A 19,660-nucleotide genomic window follows, 5' to 3' on the forward strand; every position below is an offset into this window, starting at 1 on the left:
TTTAGTTTTATGCTGTTGTCAGGGGCTGGTTGGCGGCGATGGCGTGCGCAATGCGCGCCCGCAGCCCCTGCTTGTCAATCTTGCCCACCGCCGTCATGGGCAGGGCGTCCAGAGTTTCGAAGCGGTCGGGCAGCTTGAAGTCCGCCACCCCGCGCTCGCGCAGAAACTTGCGCAAGGCCAGCGGCTTCAAGGCGGGATCCGTGCTGACGATGAAGGCGCAGCTCTTCTCCCCCATGGCGCTGTCGGGCATGGAGACCAGGGCCGCATGGGTGATGGCAGGGTGGTGCAGCAGCTGGTTTTCCACCTCTTCCGCCGCGATCTTCTCGCCTCCCCGGTTGATCTGATCCTTCTGCCGCCCCACCACGGTGAGGTAGCCATCGGCATCCTGTACCACCAGATCGCCGGAGCAGTAGAAGCCCTCGGCATCAAACACCCGGGCGTTGTGGGCCGGGCTCTGGTAGTAGCCGCGGAAGGTATAGGGGCCGCGGGTGTGCAGGGCGCCAGGCTCGCCGGGGGCAACCGGATTGCCCGCCTCATCGAGGATGCGCACCTCGTCGTCCGGGCTCATGGGGCGGCCCTGGGTGTGAATGACCTTCTCGTCGGGATCAGAGAGCCGGGTGTAGTTGACCAGCCCTTCCGCCATGCCGAACACCTGCTGCAGCCGGCAGCCGAGCAGCGGCCCAATCTTGCTGGCCACCGCCTCCCCCAGCTTGGCGCCGCCCACTTGCAGCAAGTCGAGGCTCTCGAGCTGAATGCGCGCAGTGGGGTCCGCTTCCGCTGCCTGCAGCCAGAGCGAGACCGCCGGCGGCACCAGCGAGGTGAGGTTGACCCGGTGGCGGGCGATCAGCGGAAAACAGCTGATGGGGCTGGGGTCGGGGGCGAGCACCACGGTGCCGCCTGCCTCGAACACCCCCAGGGCGCCCGGGGAGCTCAGGGGGAAATTGTGGGGCGCCGGCAGGGCGCACAGATAGCGGGTATGGGAGCCGAGGCCGCAAATTTCGTTGCTGCGGCGCACGCTGTACAGGTAATCGTCATGGGTGCGCGGGATAAGCTTGGGGGTGCCTGTGCTGCCACCGGAGAGCTGGAAGAAGGCCACCTCGTTCGCCGGGGTCGGGGCAAAGGAGACGGATGGGGAGCTCCCCTCATCCCCCTCGCCGAGCCAGCGAGCCAGCCCCAGCTCCCCCCCATCGCCATCCAGCAGCACCAGCTCGGCACCGATGGTTGTCAGCAGCTCGCTCTCGCGTCCCTTGCTCGCAAACAGCGGGTGGGTCAGCGAGCCGACAAAGAGGCGCGGAGTGATCTGCTCGGCATAAGAGAGGAGCTCCAGCCGGTTGTGGCTAAAGAGCGCGTTGACCGGCGCAATGCCGGCCTTGAGCAGGGCGAAGAACACCAGATAGAACTCGGCCACGTTGGGGAGTTGCACCAGTGCGGTGTCCCCCACCCCCAGGCCGTGGCGGGCAAGATTTGCGGCCAGCCGGCTCGAGGCGGCGTCCAGCTCACGATAACTGAAGCGGCGCTCGCCGCAGAGGATGGCCTCGGCGTCAGGTGCCAGCTCGCACTGACGCGCCAGCATGGCGGTCAGCGGCTCGCCGCGCCAATAACCCTTGGCGCGGTACAGCTCCGCCAACTCTTCGGGCCAGCGGGTATAGGGCAGGAAGCGGTTGGACTGGGTCATTGTGCCACCTCCAAATCCAGGCCCAGGGCCTTGAGCATGGTCCCCAGCTTGGTGCCGGTCTCGGCCCACTCCATGGCGGGATCCGAGCCCGCGACGATGCCGGCGCCGGCAAACAGCTCCACTTGATGGCCATCGAGCACGCCACAACGGATCACCACGGCCCACTCGCCGTTGCCCTGGCTGTCGCACCAGCCGACGATGCCGCTGAACAGGGCTCGCCGGAAGGGCTCCTGCTCGCGGATGAACTGGCGGGCCAGATCGGTGGGATAGCCGCACAGGGCCGGGGTGGGATGCAGTTGGCAGGCCAAGGAGAGCACCGACGCCTCGCCGCCATTGAGCCGGCCAGCGATGGGAGTGCCCAGATGCCAGAGGGTATCCGTGCTCATCAGCGAGGGATGAGCGGGGATCGCCAGCTCGCGGCAGTGGGGGGTCAGCACCCGGCGGATCTCGTCGATCACCAACTTGTGTTCATGCTGGTCCTTGCGAGAGGCCAGCAGATCCCGAGCCACCATCTCGTCTTGCGCCGGCTCGCTCGCCCGTCTGGCGGAGCCCGCCAGCGGGTGGGTAAACACCTCTCCCCCGCTGACCCGCAGCAGCAGCTCGGGGCTTGCGCCCAGCAGGCGGCGACCCTGGCCGAGCGGCAGGGAGAAGTGGAAGGCGTGGGGATTCTGGGCCATCAGACAGCTCATCACCCGCTTAGGGTCGGCGGGCTGATGCAGGGTGAGTGTCAGCTTGCGCGACAACACCACCTTGGCGAGCCGGCCTTGTGCAAACGCATCCAGCGCCGCACTGACCGAGGCCTGAAATTCGCTGGCCGGCGGGGTGCTCTGCACCGAGATGACCCGGTTGGCCTCGGGGGCCTGCTCAGCCGCGGTCACCGATGACGGCTCTGTCGGGGCCAGTTTCTCGCCCCGCTCATAACGGCCGGGCACATAGAGGCAGGAAGCCTCTGCCGGATCAAACGCAAAAGCACCTATCAGCAGAGGGTTGGTCTGGCCGGCAGCCCTGGCGGCATCGAGGGCCAGGGTTATCTGCTGTGCCAGCAGGGGCCACTCGCAGGCGGGGGTGGTGATGGGTTGCCCCAGGTCAGTGGCACTGATCGTGCCCTGACACGAGGTAAACAAGAAATCAGGCGACATCTTCGCCTCGGCAGGTGCGCCATTGTCCATTACTCGAGTCTTCACGTAACACCCTCAAAGAAGATTCAAAATGATAATGATTATCAGTTTGACTTTGTGCGGCGGTAAAATACTCGCTTTGAAATCGCGGGGTCAATGGGATTTTGCATCGTTAAAACAGGAGCTTGTCTGTGGGTATGTCGGGGATGACGCCAGGGCGGGCCTGCTGGCGGTGAAGGGAAACCGCTACTCGAATGAAAACGGATTGCCATCCCCATATGGGGGATGCGACAGAAACCGGTCAGGGCGGCCCCACTGGCGGCCAACCCGCTTTGCCTCTAAGATGGCGCCACCTCTTGTGACAGCCCCGAAAATGGAACCCTCCCATGTTGAAACACCTGCTTCTGCTCCCCTTCGCCCTGCTGCTGGCGGCCTGCTCGCTGACCCAGTACAGCGTCAGCGAAGGGGAGATCAACCAGTACCTCAAGGAGCGAGTCGCCTTCGAGAAACAGCTGGGGATCCCCGGCATCATGTCGAGCAAGATCCGACTCGATGACATGCAAAGCCGCATCGGCCGCAGCCAGGCCGACAAGGTCGAGCTGGATGCCGCCGGCGAGCTGCAGGTGGCAAGCCCCCTTGGCAGCCAGCAGATGAAGATCCGCCTCTCCCTGCGGGCACGCCCGGACTATGTGGCCGAACAGGGCGCCATCTATCTGCGCGATCTCGAGCTGCTCTCCGTCAAGACCGAGCCGGCGGACGTGGGCACCGCCCTCTCCCCGCTCTTGCCCACCTTCAACCAGTCCCTCTCTCTGTTCCTCTCACAGACCCCAGTCTACCGGCTCGATGGCAGCCGCCAGAACGAGGCGCGGATCAAGGAGAAGGTCGAAGCCCTCAAGGTGGAGCCGGGCCGACTGGTCATCCCCTTCAAACTGATGTGACACCTGCCGCCGCGCCCCTCCTCTTCACCCCACCGGGGCGCGGTTTTTTTCTTCTCAAGCCCCGCCCTTTGCCCCATAATGCACACCATTCTCATTTAGATTCATGAGAAGCGTCATAATAAAATCAACAATATGGTGAGAAGGACATGAGAAAAACCGTACTGGTGCAGGCGATCGCCTGCGCACTCCTCAGCAGCGCCGCACAGGCTGCCGTCAAGGTGGAGGACAAGACGTTCAACACCGCCGCCAACATGCTGGCCTACACCGAATTCGAGCTCTCCGGCGAGCCGCTGGCCGAGGCCATCGGTCTGGATCTGGATGTGCTGGACGCCAACCGCGCCGACGAGCCGACCCCGTTCGACTTCGCCGCCGGCATCGAATCCTATGAATACTCCGAAGAGGCAATGTACGCCCTCAACTACCAGTCCGGCATGGGCCCCCATCTGGTCAACGGGCCGCAAAACCAGGCCCGTGGCGGCACCCTGGCCGACCTGGGCAAACGGGTACTGGCCATGGCCGAGGCCGTCGGCTTCCCCGCCGATGAAATTCCCCAGGGCATGTATCCCCTCTCCCTGCCCTACGCCTCCGCCAACCCGGAGTTCGCCCAGGCCGTGAACGCCACCCCGGTCAACGGTGACCAGATCACCATCAAGACCGCCAAGGGCAACGAGAAGAGCGTCAAGACCCAGGTCCCCGCCTACTTCCGCGACTACGCCACCCTGCGCTGGAGCGGCAGTGACAACCTGCTGGTCCCGGCCGCCGTGGGCGGCATCTTGCTCAAGGAAGTGATGTGGTCCCAGGACTTCCTCGGGGGCATGCACGTGGCCGAGACCGATGAAGAGGTGGAAGCCGCGTCCGCCACCATGGATCAGGACGGCAAGCACAAGCTGGGGGTTTCTGCCGCCGACGGCTTCAACGGCATGATGCTGACCGAGCAGTCCATCGACAAGCTCGCCATCCTGCAAGGTCAGCTCGGCTTTGACGGCAAGACCCTGGGCGCCAAAATCACCCCGCAGTACGATCCGGCCAAGGGGGTTGTCTACTTCCCTCATCAGGTGAAAGTGACCGAGACCAGCAAGAACGACGCCGGTGCCATCGGCAAGCTGGAGGTCGTGGACGGCTCCGCCCAGTTGCGCGACGCCTGGATGCTGCTGTGGCCCCTCTCCGAGTTCTACGCCTTCAGCGATCAGCGCACGGCCAACACCAATCAGAACCCGGCCTTCCACGCCGTGTTTGACGGTGCCCCGTTCGCCGCCGCTCCGGCTGCCAACCAGACCAACGATCTGGGCAAGGCGGTGGCGGGCAGCGATGCCTTCTCCCTGGCCCTGAACCTCTCCAACCTCACCTTCAAGAACCTGCTGGCCCTGCACTTCGAGCCCAAGGCCGGCACCCTGGTCGACAGCTGGCAAGCTGGCAAACAGGCCGGGCACGTCACCACCTTCGACGCCGCCTACGCCCTGGTCGCCCTGCAGATCTTCCAGCGCGCCCAGGATGCGCTGCCTGTGGGTTACGCCGCCGGTGACAATGGCGAGCTGAACCTCAAGACCCCACAGGGTGAGCAGGCGATCGCACTGGTCCGCAAGCAGGCCGATTTCATCCTCGCCAACCTCAAGGGCAAGAACGGCCTGGTCCATGACGGTCTGACACTGGGCGGCAAGCTTGACGCCGGTCAGTCCATCGACGCGCAGTTCGCCGCCATCCGCGGCCTGACCGCCGCCTTCCTGGCCACCTCGGATGCCAAGTACCGCACCGCGGCGCGCGAGCTCTTCATCGCCGCCGACAAGGCCTACTTCAATGCCAAGGCCGGTACCTGGCTCGCCGGCAAGCAGGGTGAATACACCCCCTGGACCCAGGCCGCCATCTCCGGCGCCCTGCGCTCTGCCATGCTGAACCTGCGCAACGAAGGGGCCGAGAAGGCACCCGAGCTGGAGCTGGCCCAGCTGACCCAGCGCTACGTGAGCTGGTTCCGCGGCACCGTCAACGGCGGCATGCAGATGGCCGAGTGGATCGGCGACTCCGGCGAGAACGTCATCGAGGGGGCCAGCAGCGACACCGACGAAGATAGCGTCCCGCAAGTGACCGCCGCCGGTGGCAAGCATGGCACCGCCATGGTGATGGCCGGCAAGGCCCTGGTCAGCGAGAAATAAATCGACCACCAATAGAAAGGGAGCCCAGGGCTCCCTTTTTTTGTCTGTGTCGACGAAGTTAGCCGAGCTTGGCCAGCATCGGCTTGGTCACCAGCACGATGCCCTGCTCGGAGCGGTAGAAGCGGCGTGCATCCTCGTCCGCGTTCTCCCCCACCACCAGGCCGTCTGGCAGCTTGCATCCCTTGTCCACCACCACCCGGCGCAAGCGGCAACCAGCCCCGATCTCGACCCCGGGGAAGATCACCGCCTGATCCAGGGTACAGAAGGAGTGCACCCGCACGTTGGTGAACAGCACCGAGTTGAGCACGAAGGAGCCGCTCACGATGGAGCCCCCCGCGAACATGGAGTTGATGGTCATGCCGTGCTGGCCGTTTCTGTCCTGCACGAACTTGGCCGGGGGCGACATGTTCTGGCTGGTCCAGATGGGCCAGTTCTCGTCATAGATGTCGAGCTCGGGCACCACGGAGGCAAGGTCCATGTTCGCCTCCCAGAACGAATCCAGGGTCCCCACGTCGCGCCAGTAGGGTTTTTGCCCCTCCTTGGCCCCGACACAGGACATGTTGAACGGGTGGGCAAAGGCCTTGCCCTCCCCCACGATGCGCGGGATCACGTCCATGCCGAAGTCGTGCTTGGACTCCTGGTTGTGGATGTCCTCTTCCAGCAACTGGTAGAGGTACTCCGCCTCGAAGATGTAGATGCCCATGGAGGCCAGCGAGCGATCCTCGCAGCCCGGCATGGCAGGCGGATTGGCCGGTTTCTCCACGAAGGCGCGGATCTTGCGTTGCTCGTCGATGTCCATGACGCCGAAAGCCGATGCCTCGCAGCGTGGTACCTCGATACAGGCCACCGTCACCTTGGCACCGAGGCGCACGTGATCCAGCAGCATGGCGGCGTAGTCCATCTTGTAGATGTGATCCCCTGCCAGCACCACGATGTACTTGGGACCGTAGTCACGGATGATGTCGACGTTCTGGTAGATGGCGTCTGCGGTGCCGCGATACCAGTGCACCTCGTCCACCCGCTGCTGGGCGGGCAGCAGGTCGATGAACTCGTTCATCTGGTAGCGCAGGAAAGACCAGCCCGATTGCAGGTGGCGCAACAGGCTGTGGGACTTGTACTGGGTCACCACACCCACCCGGCGGATGCCGGAGTTGATGCAGTTGGAAAGCACGAAGTCGATGATACGGAATTTGCCGCCAAAGTGGACGGCGGGCTTGGCGCGGTTATCGGTCAACTGCTTCAGGCGGCTGCCCCGTCCCCCTGCGAGCACCAAGGCCATACTCTGATTCAATAGTTGCCGTGCTTTGGCGGTGTCTACGGGTTCTAGCAACATATCTACCTCTGCTCTGTTGGGGCTGTTTTCAACCCATCTTCGCTTTTTTTACAGACCATGAAAGTGTTTTCACTCACATTTAGTTGCATTCCGCCGGCGCTTTATCGTGGAGTTGCGTGAGTACTCATGTTTTGCGCCAGCGACTTGGTTAGAATTTCTACATCATGAACATCATCAAGGATGAAACGATGTTGAATAAACATGAGGGAAACCTGCTGCTGGTCAGCGCACTGGTCTGCATTCCCATGCTGCTGTTGCAGGGAGTGCTGCTCGCCCCCCCCGCCTCACCGCTCACCCTGCTGCTGGTCCTGATGACCACCCTGACGGGATTCGCCCTGCAGCTCTTTCTCACCCACAGCGTGCGCCGTGGGGAAAAGGCGAGGCAGGAGCAACGCTGGCTGCTGGCGCTGCAGCAGCGGGATCCCGCCATGCTCGACAGCGTACAGGCACAAACGGCTCTGCGCCAGCTCCTTGCATCCTTCAATGAGGCCGAGATCGATGCCCACCGCCAGATCACCGAATTGCACAATCAGGCGACCCGGGACGAGATGACGGGGCTTGGCAACCGCCACGCCTTCCGGCGCGATCTGACCGAGCTGCTGCAACAGGAAAACACCCAGACCGCCATCCTGGTGCTCATCCGCGCCACCGAGCTCGGGACCCTCAACGCCCAGCGCGGCTTCCAGTCCGGGGATGCCTACATCCGGGACATCGCCGCCCTCATCAGCCACACCGTCAGCCGCTTCCCGGGCCACCGGGTCTATCGCATCTCGGGGGCCGATTTTGCCGTCCTGCTGCCTCCCCTGGCCCAGATCCCGCCCCATCTGCTGGGACGGGATCTGAAGCTCGCCTTCGATCGCTATCAGCACGATCACGAGCTCGAGAGCGCCGCCTACTCGGGCATGACCCGCCTGAGCAGCGAGCAGAAGATAGAGGCCATTCTGGCCCGGGCGGATCTCGCGCTGGCCCGTGCCCAGACAGAGGTGGTCAATGGCTGGGCCATCCAGCAGAACGACGAGGTGGTCGAGGTGCAGGGTCAGCGTCACTGGACCCAGGTGCTGACCGATCTGCTGGAGCAGGAGAGCATCAGCTTCACCTGCCAGCCCATCCAGCCCCTGCATCGCGGCATGCTCGCCTACCACGAGATCTATCCCCGTTTCAGCAGCAGCGACGGCACCGTGCTGCCAAGCGATACCCTGCTCGCCATGGCGCAGCGGCTGGACATGGTACTGCGCCTGGCCCAGATGGTGATCCGCCACGTCATCCGCCAATACCGCGCCTTCGGAGGCCGCAACAGCCGGTGGGGTCTCAATCTGCCGGGCTCCCTGCTGCAAAACAGCGCCTTTCTCATCTGGCTGGATCACCAGTTGCAAAAAGACCCCGACATCGGGGCCAACCTGGTGTTCGAGCTCGACGAGGAGCACCTGGAGCGCAACCTGACCGGGTCCAGGCGGCTGTTCGAGCTGCTCAGGCGCCACGGCAGCCGCTCGGCCATCTGCAACTTCGGCAAGGGGATCGGCTCCTTCAGCCTGTTTCGCGAGCTCAAACCCGACTACATCAAGCTGGACCCCGGTCTCATCACCGAGCTGGAGCAGGATCTCACCAACCAGCAGTTCGTGCGGATGATCGTCGACGTCTCCCATCGCATGGGCTGCCTGGTGATCGCGGAAGGGGTGGAACAGATAGGCCAGAAGCAGATGCTGCAGAGCATGTATGTGGACGGCTTGCAGGGCTACCTCATCGCCCGGCCCCAGGAGCTGGGACCGGAGATCGGTCAGATGGGGATCTTCACGGAGACGGTTTCAGCTTCAACAGGGTCAGAATGATGTCGTTGAGCTGGCGATAGCGCTCCAGCTCCTTCTGATCGTAACGGGTCGCCAGCATGGTCGGGTTGTGGCGATGCTTGAGGTAGCGGTTGATCTGCAGGCGGTTGAACCCGGCCACCTTGTAGATCTGGCCGAGCAGGGCATTGAGCTCGTCGTCCGCCAGCCCGGCCCGGGTCAGGTAATCGGGTTGGGACGGGCTCTCCTGGCGGGCCGTGACCTTCTCCAGCTGGCCACGCTCCTGCAAATAGGTGAGCCACTGCTCCACGTAGAGCGGCTTGCAGCCCCCCAGTAGATTGAAGTACCCCACGGCATCACAGCGACACCCGCTCAGCAGCACCAGGGCCAGCTCGTCGCTGTCACACTGAAAGCTCACCGGGCCGCTCTGGCTCCAGTCCAGCGCCTGCACCTGGATCCGCCCCTGCGCCCCCGCCTTCGTGGTCACGTCAAAGACAAACATGGCACCTCCCGATCGGCAAAGGGTTGATGATGACCCATCCCCGGGACGGGTGCAAAGGCAAATCGCCTTTTCATGGCCCATGGCGGCCATAAAAAAACCGGCCCCCCGAAGGGGGCCGGTTCATCACAATCCGGCAAGACGGCAGACTCAGGCGTCCAGTTCCACCAGCGCCTTGGCCAGCTCGATGGGCTCGAGCTCCTGGCCTTCCAGATCGGCGTTCCAGTTCGGGCCGACCAGCACGTCGTCCTCGTCCAGATCGTTGATCCAGATGTCCAGGAACTCTTCGAGCTCGATCACTTCCGGCTCGTAATCCGCCCACTCGTCCACGCAGTGCAGGCGGGCATCTCCTTCGGCGGACCAGAGCGGCATCACGTCCGCATCTTCGAACTCGGCGGAGCGGCACACCACCCAGTCTTCACCGTAGCGCAGACCCCACACCTGACCCGACTCGCGGACTTCTTCGATGAACAGCTGGAAATTGGCGTCAAGATTGTCAGTTAGTTTGCTCATGGGGTCTCTCTCTTGCAAAGCAATGGCAGGCTGTCGGCCAGGCTGGCCGAGAATGGGGCAGATGGTGTCCCAAAAGCCCCCCAGACTCAAGCCTTATCCCGAAAAAGCGGGGAGAAAGGCCGTCAGATGCGATATTTCGCCACCAGGGCCCCCAGCTCGTCGCAGGCCAGCGCCAGTTGCCCGGATGCCTGCTCGGTCAGCCGGTTCTGGGCCAGGGCATCCGCCGCCAGCTGGGTGATGGCCACCAGCCGCTGGTTGATCTCCTCCGCCGCCCGGCTCTGCTCCGCCGCCGCCGTGGCAATCTGCCCATTCATGGCAGTAATGGTGTGGACGGATCCATCGATGGCATTGATGGCGACATCCGCATCGCCGGCCCTGTCCGCCGTCGCGCGGGAGAGCTGCTGCAACTGGCTGATGCCGCTGACCACCTTGCCGGCCCCCTCCTGCAGCCGCTGGATCATCTGCCGGATCTCGTCGGTGGAGCTGTGGGTGCGGGTCGCCAGGGTACGCACCTCGTCGGCGACCACCGCAAAGCCGCGCCCCTGCTCCCCGGCCCGTGCCGCTTCAATGGCGGCGTTGAGGGCCAGCAGGTTGGTCTGCTCCGCCACCCCGCGAATGACGTCGAGCACGGAGCCAATCTGCTGAGTCTCCTGCTCGAGGCGGCTCACCGCCTGTACCGTCTCCACCATCTCGTCCGCCAGCTGGCTGATGGACTCCCGGGTCTGGACCACCACCTCGCGGCCATGCTGGGCCAGATTGAGGGCCGAGTCCGCCGCGTCGGCGGCCTGGGCCGCGTGCTGGCCCACTTCGCGGCTGCTCACCGTCATCTGCTCCATGGCGCTGGCCACCCGCAGGGTATCCTGCTCCTGGCCGGTGACGATGGCGCCGGTACGCTCCACCACCTCGGCCAGCTGGTGGGCATGCACCCGGTTCTGATCCGCTATCTGCTGGCTGCGGGCCACCAGCTGCGCCATCTGGCTGGCGAAGAGGTTGAAGTTGATGCTGAGCTGGCTCAGCTCGTCACGCCCCGACTCCGGCAGACGTACCTGCAGATCCCCCTCCCCCCTGGCGATGTTGCCAAGGGCCGAGACCGAGCGGGAGAGGGGCACGACGATGCTGCGCACAATGAGGCCGACCACGGCAAACAGCAGGAGGGCCAGCACCAGCCCGATCCCCAGCAGGGTGTGCAGCACCTCCCGGTACTGGGCCTCGACGTCGTCCACATAGACGCCGGTGCCGATGATCCAGTCCCAGGGGGCGAAGCGCTTGATGTAGGAGATCTTGCGTACCGGTTCGTCCACCCCCGGCTTGGGCCAGTAGTAGGCCACCTCCCCCGCGCCCTGGGCCCGCGCCAGATCGGCGAAGGCGACGAACAGCCTGAGCCCCTGCTTGTCCTCCACCCCGGAGAGATCCTTGCCGTCCAGCTCGGGTTTCATGGGGTGCATCACCATGGTGGGGTGGCTGTCGTTGATCCAGAAGTAGTCATCGTTGCCGTAACGCAACCCCTTGATCAGCGCCAGCGCCTCGGCCTTGGCGCTCGCCTCGTCCAGCTCCCCCTTGCGCACCCTGGCTTCCAGCCCCGCCACCAGGCTGTAGGCGGTCTCCACCTGGGCCTGGGTCTGGCGGCTCTTCTCACCCATCAGCCCCTGCTGATAGATCTGCAGGCAGAAGAACAGCAACAGTCCCAGCAGCGCCAGCACCATCAGGGTCACCAGCGACAGACGCCGACCGATACTCCATTGTCTCAACATACCCTCGCCCCGCAGCAGCTACATATCCTTAACACAAGGTATGCCGCCGCGACGCGGGCTGTCCACGATGTCAGCAAAAGCGATGCCAAAAACATGATCCAGCCCCAAAAACAAGAAAGGGTGCCCAGTGGCACCCTTTCTCGTGGTCGACAGGAAGAGGTATCACCGCTCCCAGTACACCTCTTCCAGGCTGTCTTCCTTCTCCGGCAACCCGCGGGAGAGGCGCGGGCTGCTCTGGGCCAGCACCTCGTAGCTCACCCGGTTGGCGTACTTGCACACCTGGGCCAGAGAGGAGTAGGTCAGGAATTCCGAGAGATGCTTGGCGGAGTTCGGCACGTTCATGCGGTGGTAGGCGTTCGCCACCATGTCGTGCAGCACGGCGGACAGCGCCCCGTCCCCTGCCCCGTTGGTGTTCTTGATCTTCTCCGGGCCGCCCATGTAGGGGGAGATGTGGGAGTAGATACGCGCAGGCTTGCGGCACTTGTCCCGGGCCATGGGGCGGCTGAACTCGTACATGTTGAACTCGGGGATGACGCCGGGCAGCAGGGTGTGGGTGGTCTCGCGCTTGTAGTCCTCGTCGGTGTAGCTCGCCATGTAGAGGCCGATGGGGCCGGCGGTGCAGAGCACCATGTCCGCCCAGTCCAGCGCCTTGTCGGCCGCGCCGAGGGGATCCTTTATCCCGGTCAGGGCCTCCGCCTCGTCCTCGTTCATGGCGAGCACGGTCACGTTCTCGCTGATGAAATCGCGCCACCACTGGGGATTCTCGTCGATGACGAAGCGGGTGCCCAGAGTCAGCACCACGGGCACCCCGGCCTCGCGGGCATAGCGCACCGCGGCCATGGCGGCCTCCTTCATGGGGGTGCCGTCGGCGCCGCGCACCAGGTAAGCGGTGATCACCAGGGCCGAGGCCTCCTTAATGATGGTCTCGGGGATGTGGTCCACATCCAGGTGATCCATCTTGCCGGCGTTGATGCCAAAGCTGCGCTCTCCCCCTTCGGTGATGAAGGTGAAGCAGCGCCCGACCGGGCCGTCCACCGGCTGCAGGTAGTCGAGGTTGACCCGGGAGGAGGTGTTGCACAGATAGCGGTAGGCATAGCTGCCGATGCGGATGTCCTGGCTCATGACGCCAAGCAGGATGGAGTGGGAGTCCGCCAGCACGGAGTAGTTGTGCATGGTGTTGCCGATGGTGCCGCCGGCAAATTCGCTCACCACCATGTTGTTGGCCTTGAGCTCGTCGTAGACCAGCTCCGCCACCTCGTCGGAGATGAGCATGGAGTGGCCCTTGCTCAGGCCGTACCGGTTCAGGAAGTCTTCATCCACATGGGCTTCGATATCCACCAGAGTCTGATCGATGCCCACTACATAGGCCTTGCCCAGTTCGGTGAGCTGGGAGTTCTGCGGGATCAGGGGATCACGTCTGTCGACCGGGAAGTAGTGTTTGGACTTGCGCTGACCGGGAAATTTCATGGCAATCTTCTGTGCTCTGGGGAAAAGAGGGGCGGGATTTTAACACAATCCACCACGCCGAAAAGTCGCACGATTGAATTTTGAGGTCAGTATAGACAAGGGTTTGCGAGGAAAACGTTTGACTTGGCTGCCACAAAAAACCACCCCGTGGCGGGGTGGTGTTGCGGGATGACATTCAGCTTGCCGAGAGCCCCTGCACCAGGGCCAGCACCGAGAACATCCCCAGCGACAGCCAGAAGAAGAGGGTGCCGAAGAGGCGCGGCATGTTGGGAGCCCTGGGGATCTGGATGCCGATGGCATGCAGGATGCGCCCCACCACCAGCAGCACACCGCCCAGGTGCAGCCAGAGCGCCCCGACCCCCGCCAGTTCGCACAGGGCCATCAGCAGCAGGGTGAGGGGCACGTACTCGGCAAAGTTGCCGTGGGCGCGGATCGCGGCCAGCATCTCGGGGGCTTCCCCCTCCCCTATCATCACCCTGAACTGGGCGCGGCGCTTGACCACCCAGAAGGAGAGCAGCAGAAACAAGAGCCCGAGCAGGCCGGCGTAAATCAGCGTGATATGCATCATCAGGACACTCCTTTATCGTTGAATCCGAACGTCCGCCACGTCGGGCACCGGATGAGAACGGTCATCATGCCAGCTCGCGACAGATGAGGGAAACCATCATTCGGATATGGGCCTGATCGCTGTTGAGGGCTGGGATGTATTCAAACTGCTCGCCACCGGCGGCCATGAAGATCTCCCGGTTCTGCACCTGGATCTCCTCCAGGGTCTCGAGGCAATCCGCCGAGAAGGCCGGGCAGATGACATCGAGCCGCTTGACGCCGCGAGAGGGCAATTCGCCCACGGTCAGGTCCGTGTAGGGCTTGAGCCACTCCTCCTTGCCAAAGCGGGACTGGAAGCTCGCGGTCCACTGCTCCGGGGCCAGCCCCAGCGCCTCCGCCAGCAGGGCGGCGGTGCGCCTGCACTGATGACCATAAGGATCCCCTTCCCGCTCGTAGCGCTCGGGAATGCCGTGGAAGGACATCAGCAGATGCTCCCCCTGGCCGTGCTGCTCCCAGTGGCGACGCACGCTCATGGCCAGCGCCTGGATGTACTCCGGGTGGGCATGGTAATCGCGGATGAGCCGCACCACCGGCAGATTGCGCTCGGTTTTCATCGCCCTGGCCCAGGCGTCGAACACCGAGGCGGTGGTACTGACCGAATACTGGGGATAGAGCGGCAGCAGGATCACCCGGTTGACCCCCTGGGCCTTGAGGGCCTGCCAGCCATCGGCCAGCGACGGGGCGCCATAGGTCATGGCGAGCGCCACCGGCACCTCGACCCCTTCCCGCTTGAGCTCGTGCTCCAGGGCCGCGCGCTGCTGCTGGCTGATGACCATCAGGGGGGAGCCCTGCTCGGTCCATACCTGCTGATAGAGCTTGGCCACCTTGGGGGAGCGGGTCGGCAGGATGATGAAGTGAAGCAGGGGGCACCAGAGGTAGCGCGGCAGGTCGACGACCCGCTGATCGTGCAGAAACTGGCTGAGAAACGCCTTGACCGCCGCCGTGGTCGGCGCGGCCGGGGTACCCAGATTGACCAGCAAGATCCCGGTTTTCGTGGTCACGTTAGCATCCTGTCGTTCTGTGTCGTGGGAATGGAATGCAAGAAAGGGCCCGGTATGGACCCTTTTCTCACTCTCGTAGCCAGCCGGCGAACGGCTGCGTCCTGCCGGCCCTGAATGGCTTAACCGAGAATGGCGGCCAGTTGCTGGCTGACCAGATCCACCGGCTGGGTGCCGTCGATCTTGACGTAACGGGTGTTGCCCGCTTCCGCTTCCTTGCCGTAGAAACCGATGAGCGGCGCGGTCTGCTGATGGTAGACATCCAGACGCTTGCGCACTGTGGTCTCTTCGTCGTCGGCACGGATCACCAGATCCTCGCCGGTCACGTCATCCTTGCCTTCCACTTTCGGCGGGTTGAACACCACGTGGTAGGTACGGCCGGAGCCGGAGTGCACGCGGCGGCCGCTCATGCGCTTGACGATCTCTTCGTCCGGCACGTCGAATTCCAGCACGAAGTCCACGGTCACACCGGCATCCTTCATGGCTTGCGCCTGGGGAATGGTGCGGGGGAAGCCGTCCAGCAGGAAGCCGTTGGCGCAATCCGGTTGCGCGATGCGTTCTTTGACCAGGCCGATGATGATGTCGTCGGAGACGAGCTGACCTGCGTCCATCACGGCTTTGGCCTTGAGGCCCAGCTCGGTACCCGCCTTGATCGCCGCACGCAGCATGTCGCCGGTGGAGATCTGCGGAATACCGTGTTTTTCCATGATGAACTGAGCCTGGGTACCCTTGCCGGCGCCCGGAGCTCCCAACAGAACAATGCGCATACACGCTCCTAGTTGATTGGTTATTCAATTCTTGAGAAGGCAAAAAACTACACGTTTTCGCCCGTATTAACAAGCTCGCCCCGTGTGAGTGGCCAGATTATCACCACACTCCCGCCCCGTCTCTGCGACCAAAGACGCAGACGACGACCACTAAAAATGATTGAAAATGCAGCAACGCACCAGAGGGGAACGGCCAAAAAAAAAGCCCACTGTCATGCAGTGGGCCAATCACAATCACATCACGCCTGGAGTAGCAGACGGTTGATACGGGAGACGAAGCTCGCCGGATCATTGAGGCCACCCTGCTCCGCCAGCTGGGCCTGCTCGTGCAGGAGGGAGACCCACTCGCCAAACAGGCTCTCATCCTCGATGGTGCCGAGCTTCTTCACCAGGGCATGGTCGGGGTTGAGCTCCAGGATGTACTTCTGCTCCGGCACCGGCTGACCGGCGGCGCGCATCAGCTTGATCATCTGGGTGCTCATACCGTGGGCGTCGGTGACGATGCAGGACGGCGAGTCGGTCAGACGGTGGGTGACGCGCACCTCTTTCACCGCCTCCCCGAGGCTCTTCTTGACCCGCTCCACCAGACCGGCGTTGGCTTTTTCGGCCTCTTCCTGCGCCTGCTTGGAGGCTTCGTCTTCCAGATCCCCGAGATCCAGTTCGCCACGGGTGACGGAGGCCAGCTGCTTGCCGTCGAACTCGGTCAGGTGGCTCATCAGCCACTCGTCCACCCGCTCCCACATCAGCAGCACTTCGACGCCCTTCTTGCGGAAGATCTCGAGGTGCGGGCTGTTCTTGGCAGCGGCATAAGAGTCGGCGGTGATGTAGTAAATCTTCTGCTGACCTTCCTTCATGCGGCCAACGTAATCCTCGAGAGAGACGGTCTGGGCTTCGCCCTCGCCGGCGGTGCTGGCAAAGCGCAAGAGCTTCGCGATCTCTTCCCGGTTGGCGTAATCCTCGGCCGGGCCCTCTTTGAGCACATTGCCGAACTCGCTCCAGAACTTGGCGTACTTCTCGCCATCCTCTTTCGCCAGCTTGTTGAGCATGGTGAGCACGCGCTTGGAGCAGGCCTTGCGCAGGGAGGCGGTCACCTTGTTGTCCTGCAGGATTTCACGGCTGACGTTGAGCGGCAGATCGTTGGAGTCCAGCACCCCTTTCACGAAGCGCAGGTAGGTCGGCATGAACTGCTCGGCGTCGTCCATGATGAAGACGCGCTGCACGTAGAGCTTCAGACCGTGCTTCTGTTCGCGGTTGTAGAGATCGAACGGCGCGCGAGCCGGGATGTAGAGCAGGCTGGTGTACTCCTGCGCCCCTTCCACCCGGTTGTGACCCCACAGCAGCGGATCTTCGAAGTCGTGGGCGACGTGCTTGTAGAACTCCTGATACTCCTCGTCCTTGATGTCCTTCGGGTTGCGGGTCCAGAGCGCAGTGGCGCGGTTGACCTGCTCCCACTCCCCCGGGGTGCCGACGATGGTTTCACCGTCTTCTTCCCGATCCGGAGTGCCCTCCTTGAACATCTCCACCGGCACGCTGATGTGGTCGGAGTATTTGCTGACCACGGAGCGCAGACGCCAGTCGTCCAGGAACTCCTCTTCATCGCTGCGCAGGTGCAGGATGACGTCGGTGCCGCGACCGGCTTTGGTCACGTCAGCCACGGTGAAGGAGCCTTCCCCTTGTGATTCCCACTGCACGCCCTGCTCCGGCGCGGTGCCTGCGGCGCGGGAGACCACGGTCACCTTGTCGGCCACGATGAAGGCGGAGTAGAAGCCCACCCCGAACTGGCCGATCAGCTGGGAATCCTTGCCCTGGTCACCGGAGAGGTGCTTGAAGAACTCGGCGGTGCCGGACTTGGCGATGGTGCCCAGGTGCTCGATCACCTGGTCACGGGTCATGCCGATGCCGTTGTCCGAAATGGTCAGGGTCTTGTTCTCTTTGTCCACCACCAGGCGCACGCGCAACTGGCCGTCGTTTTCGAACAAAGAGGCATCGGAAAGCGCCTTGAAGCGCAGCTTGTCCGCCGCATCGGAGGCGTTGGAAATCAGCTCGCGCAGGAATACTTCTTTGTTGGAGTAGAGGCTGTGAGCCATCAGGCTCAGCAGTTGTTTGACTTCAGTCTGAAAGCCGTGGGTTTCGGCGTGAACACTTTGGGTCATCGACCAGTCCTCAAAACGTCGGGTTGAACAGATTCCCAAGCTAGATGGGGTTGGCCTTTCAAATATCAAGGGGCTTGCGTGCAAACTTGAGAGCAAATTTGCACACCGGCCCCTCGCTTGGCCCACACAGGCAACCCCCTCCCGGCCTCCCCCTTCATAAGGGGGAGGTGCACCGTCGTCCCCTGTCTGGCGAAGGGGTCAGACTGGAATCGAGAGGGGTGACATATAGCGGGGTCAGCCTTGCTCTCCCCTGCCAAAGGGAGGGCTGGGGTGGGGTGCGTTGCTCCCTCCTCTGCCAAGGGGAAGCATGAGGTGGGATCCGTTGCCCCCTCCCCTGCCAAAGGGGGCATGGGGCGGGCTCCGTTGCTTTCTTCCCTGCCAAAGGGAGGAGTGGGGCAAGATCCATTGCTCCCTCCCCTATCAAGGGGAGGGCCGGGGTGGGGTTCGTTGCTTTCTCCCCTGCCAAAGAGAGGAGTGGGGCAAGATCCATTGCTCCCTCCCCTGCCAAGGGGAGGGCCGGGGTGGGGTCCGTGGTGTCTTTAGCTCAGGCGCTGGCGCCCCATCAGGGAGTGGGAGAGCGTGGTGCCATCCACCAGCTCCAGCTCCCCGCCCACCGGCACACCGTGGGCGATGCGGCTCACCTCCACCCCGGCGGAGCGGGCCATGTCGGCGATGTACCAGGCGGTGGCATCCCCCTCGATGGTGGGGTTGGTGGCGAGGATCAGCTCCTTGATCTGCTCCTCCTTGAGGCGGCGCTCCAGGATATCGAGCCCCAGCTCCTCGGGGCCGATGCCGTCAAGGGGCGACAGGTGCCCCATCAGCACGAAGTAACGGCCGGAGAACTGGCCGGTCTGCTCGATGGCGGCCACGTCCGCCGGGCTCTCCACCACACAGAGCAGGCCGTTCTCCTCGCGCTTGGGATTGGCGCAAATATCGCAGCGATCGTTCTCGGTAAAGGTGCGGCAGTGGCTGCAATGACCGATTTCGGTGAGCGCCCGATTGAGCAGGGAGGCCAGACGCAGGCCGCCGCTGCGCTCGCGCTCCAGCAGGGTGAACGCCATGCGCTGGGCCGATTTCGGGCCCACGCCCGGCAAGACCTGCAGCGCCTTCATCATCTCATCGAGCAGGGGACTGAATTTCATGGGGATATCCTTTAAAGCCGCGCCGAAGGAGTGATTCGGCCCGCTTGCCTGAAGCGGTGCCGACGCCTCCATCCGAACCTATCTTGTTGGCGCAGGACTATACCCGAGCCGGCCCCGGGCGCCAATGGCCGGATCCCGCCACAGTGCCTGACGGCCCAACATCACCCCGGTCGGGGCGCAGCACTGAGCGGCAACCTCCCCTTCCCCTCTCCCCACAACCCAGATCACGCCATGATTGCCAAACCAATTCCGGGGAAACCGGGAAACCCTCCCAGATTGCCCCAACTCACTCCCCACCAGCCTCCAGACAAGCCAGCACGGCCAGAAACCAGGCCCACATTGTTTGGTTTTTCTATTCGACAATCAGTTATCGTTTAGCAAAACCAAACAATAAATGCCCTCTTGAGGTCCCGATTTATGACGTTGCGCCGGTTTTCAACGGCTCCCCCTTCTGTTTTTTCACCGGCCGATTAGTATGACTCACGCGACAACCAGCTCCGTTGAGGCCGTTACTAGGGCACGGTGAGAGCTAGGGAAAGTGCGAACAAGTATCCCACGAACAAAAAATGAAAATTTTAGTCATTTAATATCAATGGGTTACCAGTAAATGCTCTCGTGCCATATGACTTATTCGCACCTTCCCTTACCCGTTTACCATAGCGGCCAAAAGTGATCCCTGGATTTGACCCCATAGGTCCAGACACTTTTTCCCGCTTAGGGTTGTGATACCCGACTGCGCAGAAATTCCCGTGGTGAACGGTATCCCAAGGCG

Annotated in this window: 15 protein-coding genes; 3 read left to right on the top strand and 12 right to left on the bottom strand. The window is 63.2% G+C overall.

Features of this window, described 5'->3' with window-relative positions:
• Nucleotides 1-7: 7 nt before the first annotated feature.
• Together amoE and AB5Y70_RS04935 are read right to left on the bottom strand one after the other, a co-directional pair.
• Nucleotides 8-1,675, bottom strand: a complete 1,668-nt coding sequence (gene amoE, locus AB5Y70_RS04930) for an amonabactin biosynthesis (2,3-dihydroxybenzoyl)adenylate synthase AmoE (protein WP_043156424.1) — start codon at nt 1,673-1,675, stop codon at nt 8-10.
• The gene (locus AB5Y70_RS04935; protein WP_043156422.1) at nt 1,672-2,859 is read right to left on the bottom strand and encodes an isochorismate synthase MenF; all 1,188 of its coding nucleotides are present in this window, start codon (nt 2,857-2,859) and stop codon (nt 1,672-1,674) included. The genes amoE and AB5Y70_RS04935 overlap by 4 nt, the downstream gene beginning before the upstream one ends.
• 320 nt (nt 2,860-3,179) lie before the next feature.
• On the opposite strand from AB5Y70_RS04935, the gene AB5Y70_RS04940 reads away from it, so the two are divergent.
• A complete protein-coding gene (locus AB5Y70_RS04940) occupies nt 3,180-3,731 on the top strand; it encodes a lipoprotein (RefSeq protein WP_039038906.1) in 552 nt (183 codons plus the stop codon).
• A 146-nt stretch (nt 3,732-3,877) separates the two neighbouring features.
• A complete protein-coding gene (locus AB5Y70_RS04945) occupies nt 3,878-5,878 on the top strand; it encodes a hypothetical protein (protein WP_043156418.1) in 2,001 nt (666 codons plus the stop codon).
• Between the two features lie 58 nt (nt 5,879-5,936).
• Here AB5Y70_RS04945 and glgC read toward each other — a convergent pair whose 3' ends face one another.
• Nucleotides 5,937-7,211 carry a glucose-1-phosphate adenylyltransferase gene (gene glgC / locus AB5Y70_RS04950; RefSeq protein WP_039038908.1) on the bottom strand — a complete coding sequence of 425 codons (1,275 nt, stop codon included), beginning with the start codon at nt 7,209-7,211 and terminating at the stop codon, nt 5,937-5,939.
• Between the two features lie 188 nt (nt 7,212-7,399).
• Between glgC and AB5Y70_RS04955 the strand changes: the two genes are divergently transcribed.
• On the top strand, nt 7,400-9,037 hold the full coding sequence (locus AB5Y70_RS04955; RefSeq protein WP_041212924.1) for an EAL domain-containing protein: 1,638 nt from the start codon (nt 7,400-7,402) through the stop codon (nt 9,035-9,037).
• Here AB5Y70_RS04955 and AB5Y70_RS04960 read toward each other — a convergent pair.
• From AB5Y70_RS04960 to recR, 9 genes are all read right to left on the bottom strand, one after another.
• On the bottom strand, nt 9,000-9,494 hold the full coding sequence (locus tag AB5Y70_RS04960; protein ID WP_010674428.1) for a hypothetical protein: 495 nt from the start codon (nt 9,492-9,494) through the stop codon (nt 9,000-9,002). The two genes, AB5Y70_RS04955 and AB5Y70_RS04960, sit on opposite strands and share 38 nt — an antisense overlap.
• A 147-nt stretch (nt 9,495-9,641) precedes the next feature.
• A complete protein-coding gene (locus AB5Y70_RS04965; protein WP_010674427.1) occupies nt 9,642-10,004 on the bottom strand; it encodes a DUF2750 domain-containing protein in 363 nt (120 codons plus the stop codon).
• Nucleotides 10,005-10,126: 122 nt separating this feature from the next.
• A complete protein-coding gene (locus AB5Y70_RS04970) occupies nt 10,127-11,755 on the bottom strand; it encodes a methyl-accepting chemotaxis protein (RefSeq protein ID WP_043156414.1) in 1,629 nt (542 codons plus the stop codon).
• Between the two features lie 162 nt (nt 11,756-11,917).
• The gene (locus AB5Y70_RS04975) at nt 11,918-13,222 is read right to left on the bottom strand and encodes an inosine/guanosine kinase (protein ID WP_010674425.1); all 1,305 of its coding nucleotides are present in this window, start codon (nt 13,220-13,222) and stop codon (nt 11,918-11,920) included.
• A gap of 175 nt (nt 13,223-13,397) precedes the next feature.
• Nucleotides 13,398-13,790 carry an MAPEG family protein gene (locus tag AB5Y70_RS04980; RefSeq protein WP_041212923.1) on the bottom strand — a complete coding sequence of 131 codons (393 nt, stop codon included), beginning with the start codon at nt 13,788-13,790 and terminating at the stop codon, nt 13,398-13,400.
• Between the two features lie 64 nt (nt 13,791-13,854).
• Complete coding sequence (gene hemH, locus AB5Y70_RS04985; protein ID WP_042017278.1) at nt 13,855-14,829, bottom strand: ferrochelatase; 975 nt, start codon at nt 14,827-14,829, stop codon at nt 13,855-13,857.
• Between the two features lie 119 nt (nt 14,830-14,948).
• Complete coding sequence (adk, locus tag AB5Y70_RS04990) at nt 14,949-15,593, bottom strand: adenylate kinase (RefSeq protein ID WP_010674422.1); 645 nt, start codon at nt 15,591-15,593, stop codon at nt 14,949-14,951.
• Between the two features lie 239 nt (nt 15,594-15,832).
• Nucleotides 15,833-17,746, bottom strand: coding sequence for a molecular chaperone HtpG (gene htpG, locus AB5Y70_RS04995; RefSeq protein ID WP_043156412.1), 1,914 nt, complete (start codon nt 17,744-17,746; stop codon nt 15,833-15,835).
• A 539-nt stretch (nt 17,747-18,285) separates the two neighbouring features.
• Complete coding sequence (recR, locus tag AB5Y70_RS05000) at nt 18,286-18,888, bottom strand: recombination mediator RecR (RefSeq protein WP_043156411.1); 603 nt, start codon at nt 18,886-18,888, stop codon at nt 18,286-18,288.
• Nucleotides 18,889-19,660: the final 772 nt, after the last annotated feature.

It is taken from the genome of Aeromonas sp. s1(2024) (assembly GCF_040908005.1).
GTDB lineage: Bacteria > Pseudomonadota > Gammaproteobacteria > Enterobacterales > Aeromonadaceae > Aeromonas > Aeromonas caviae.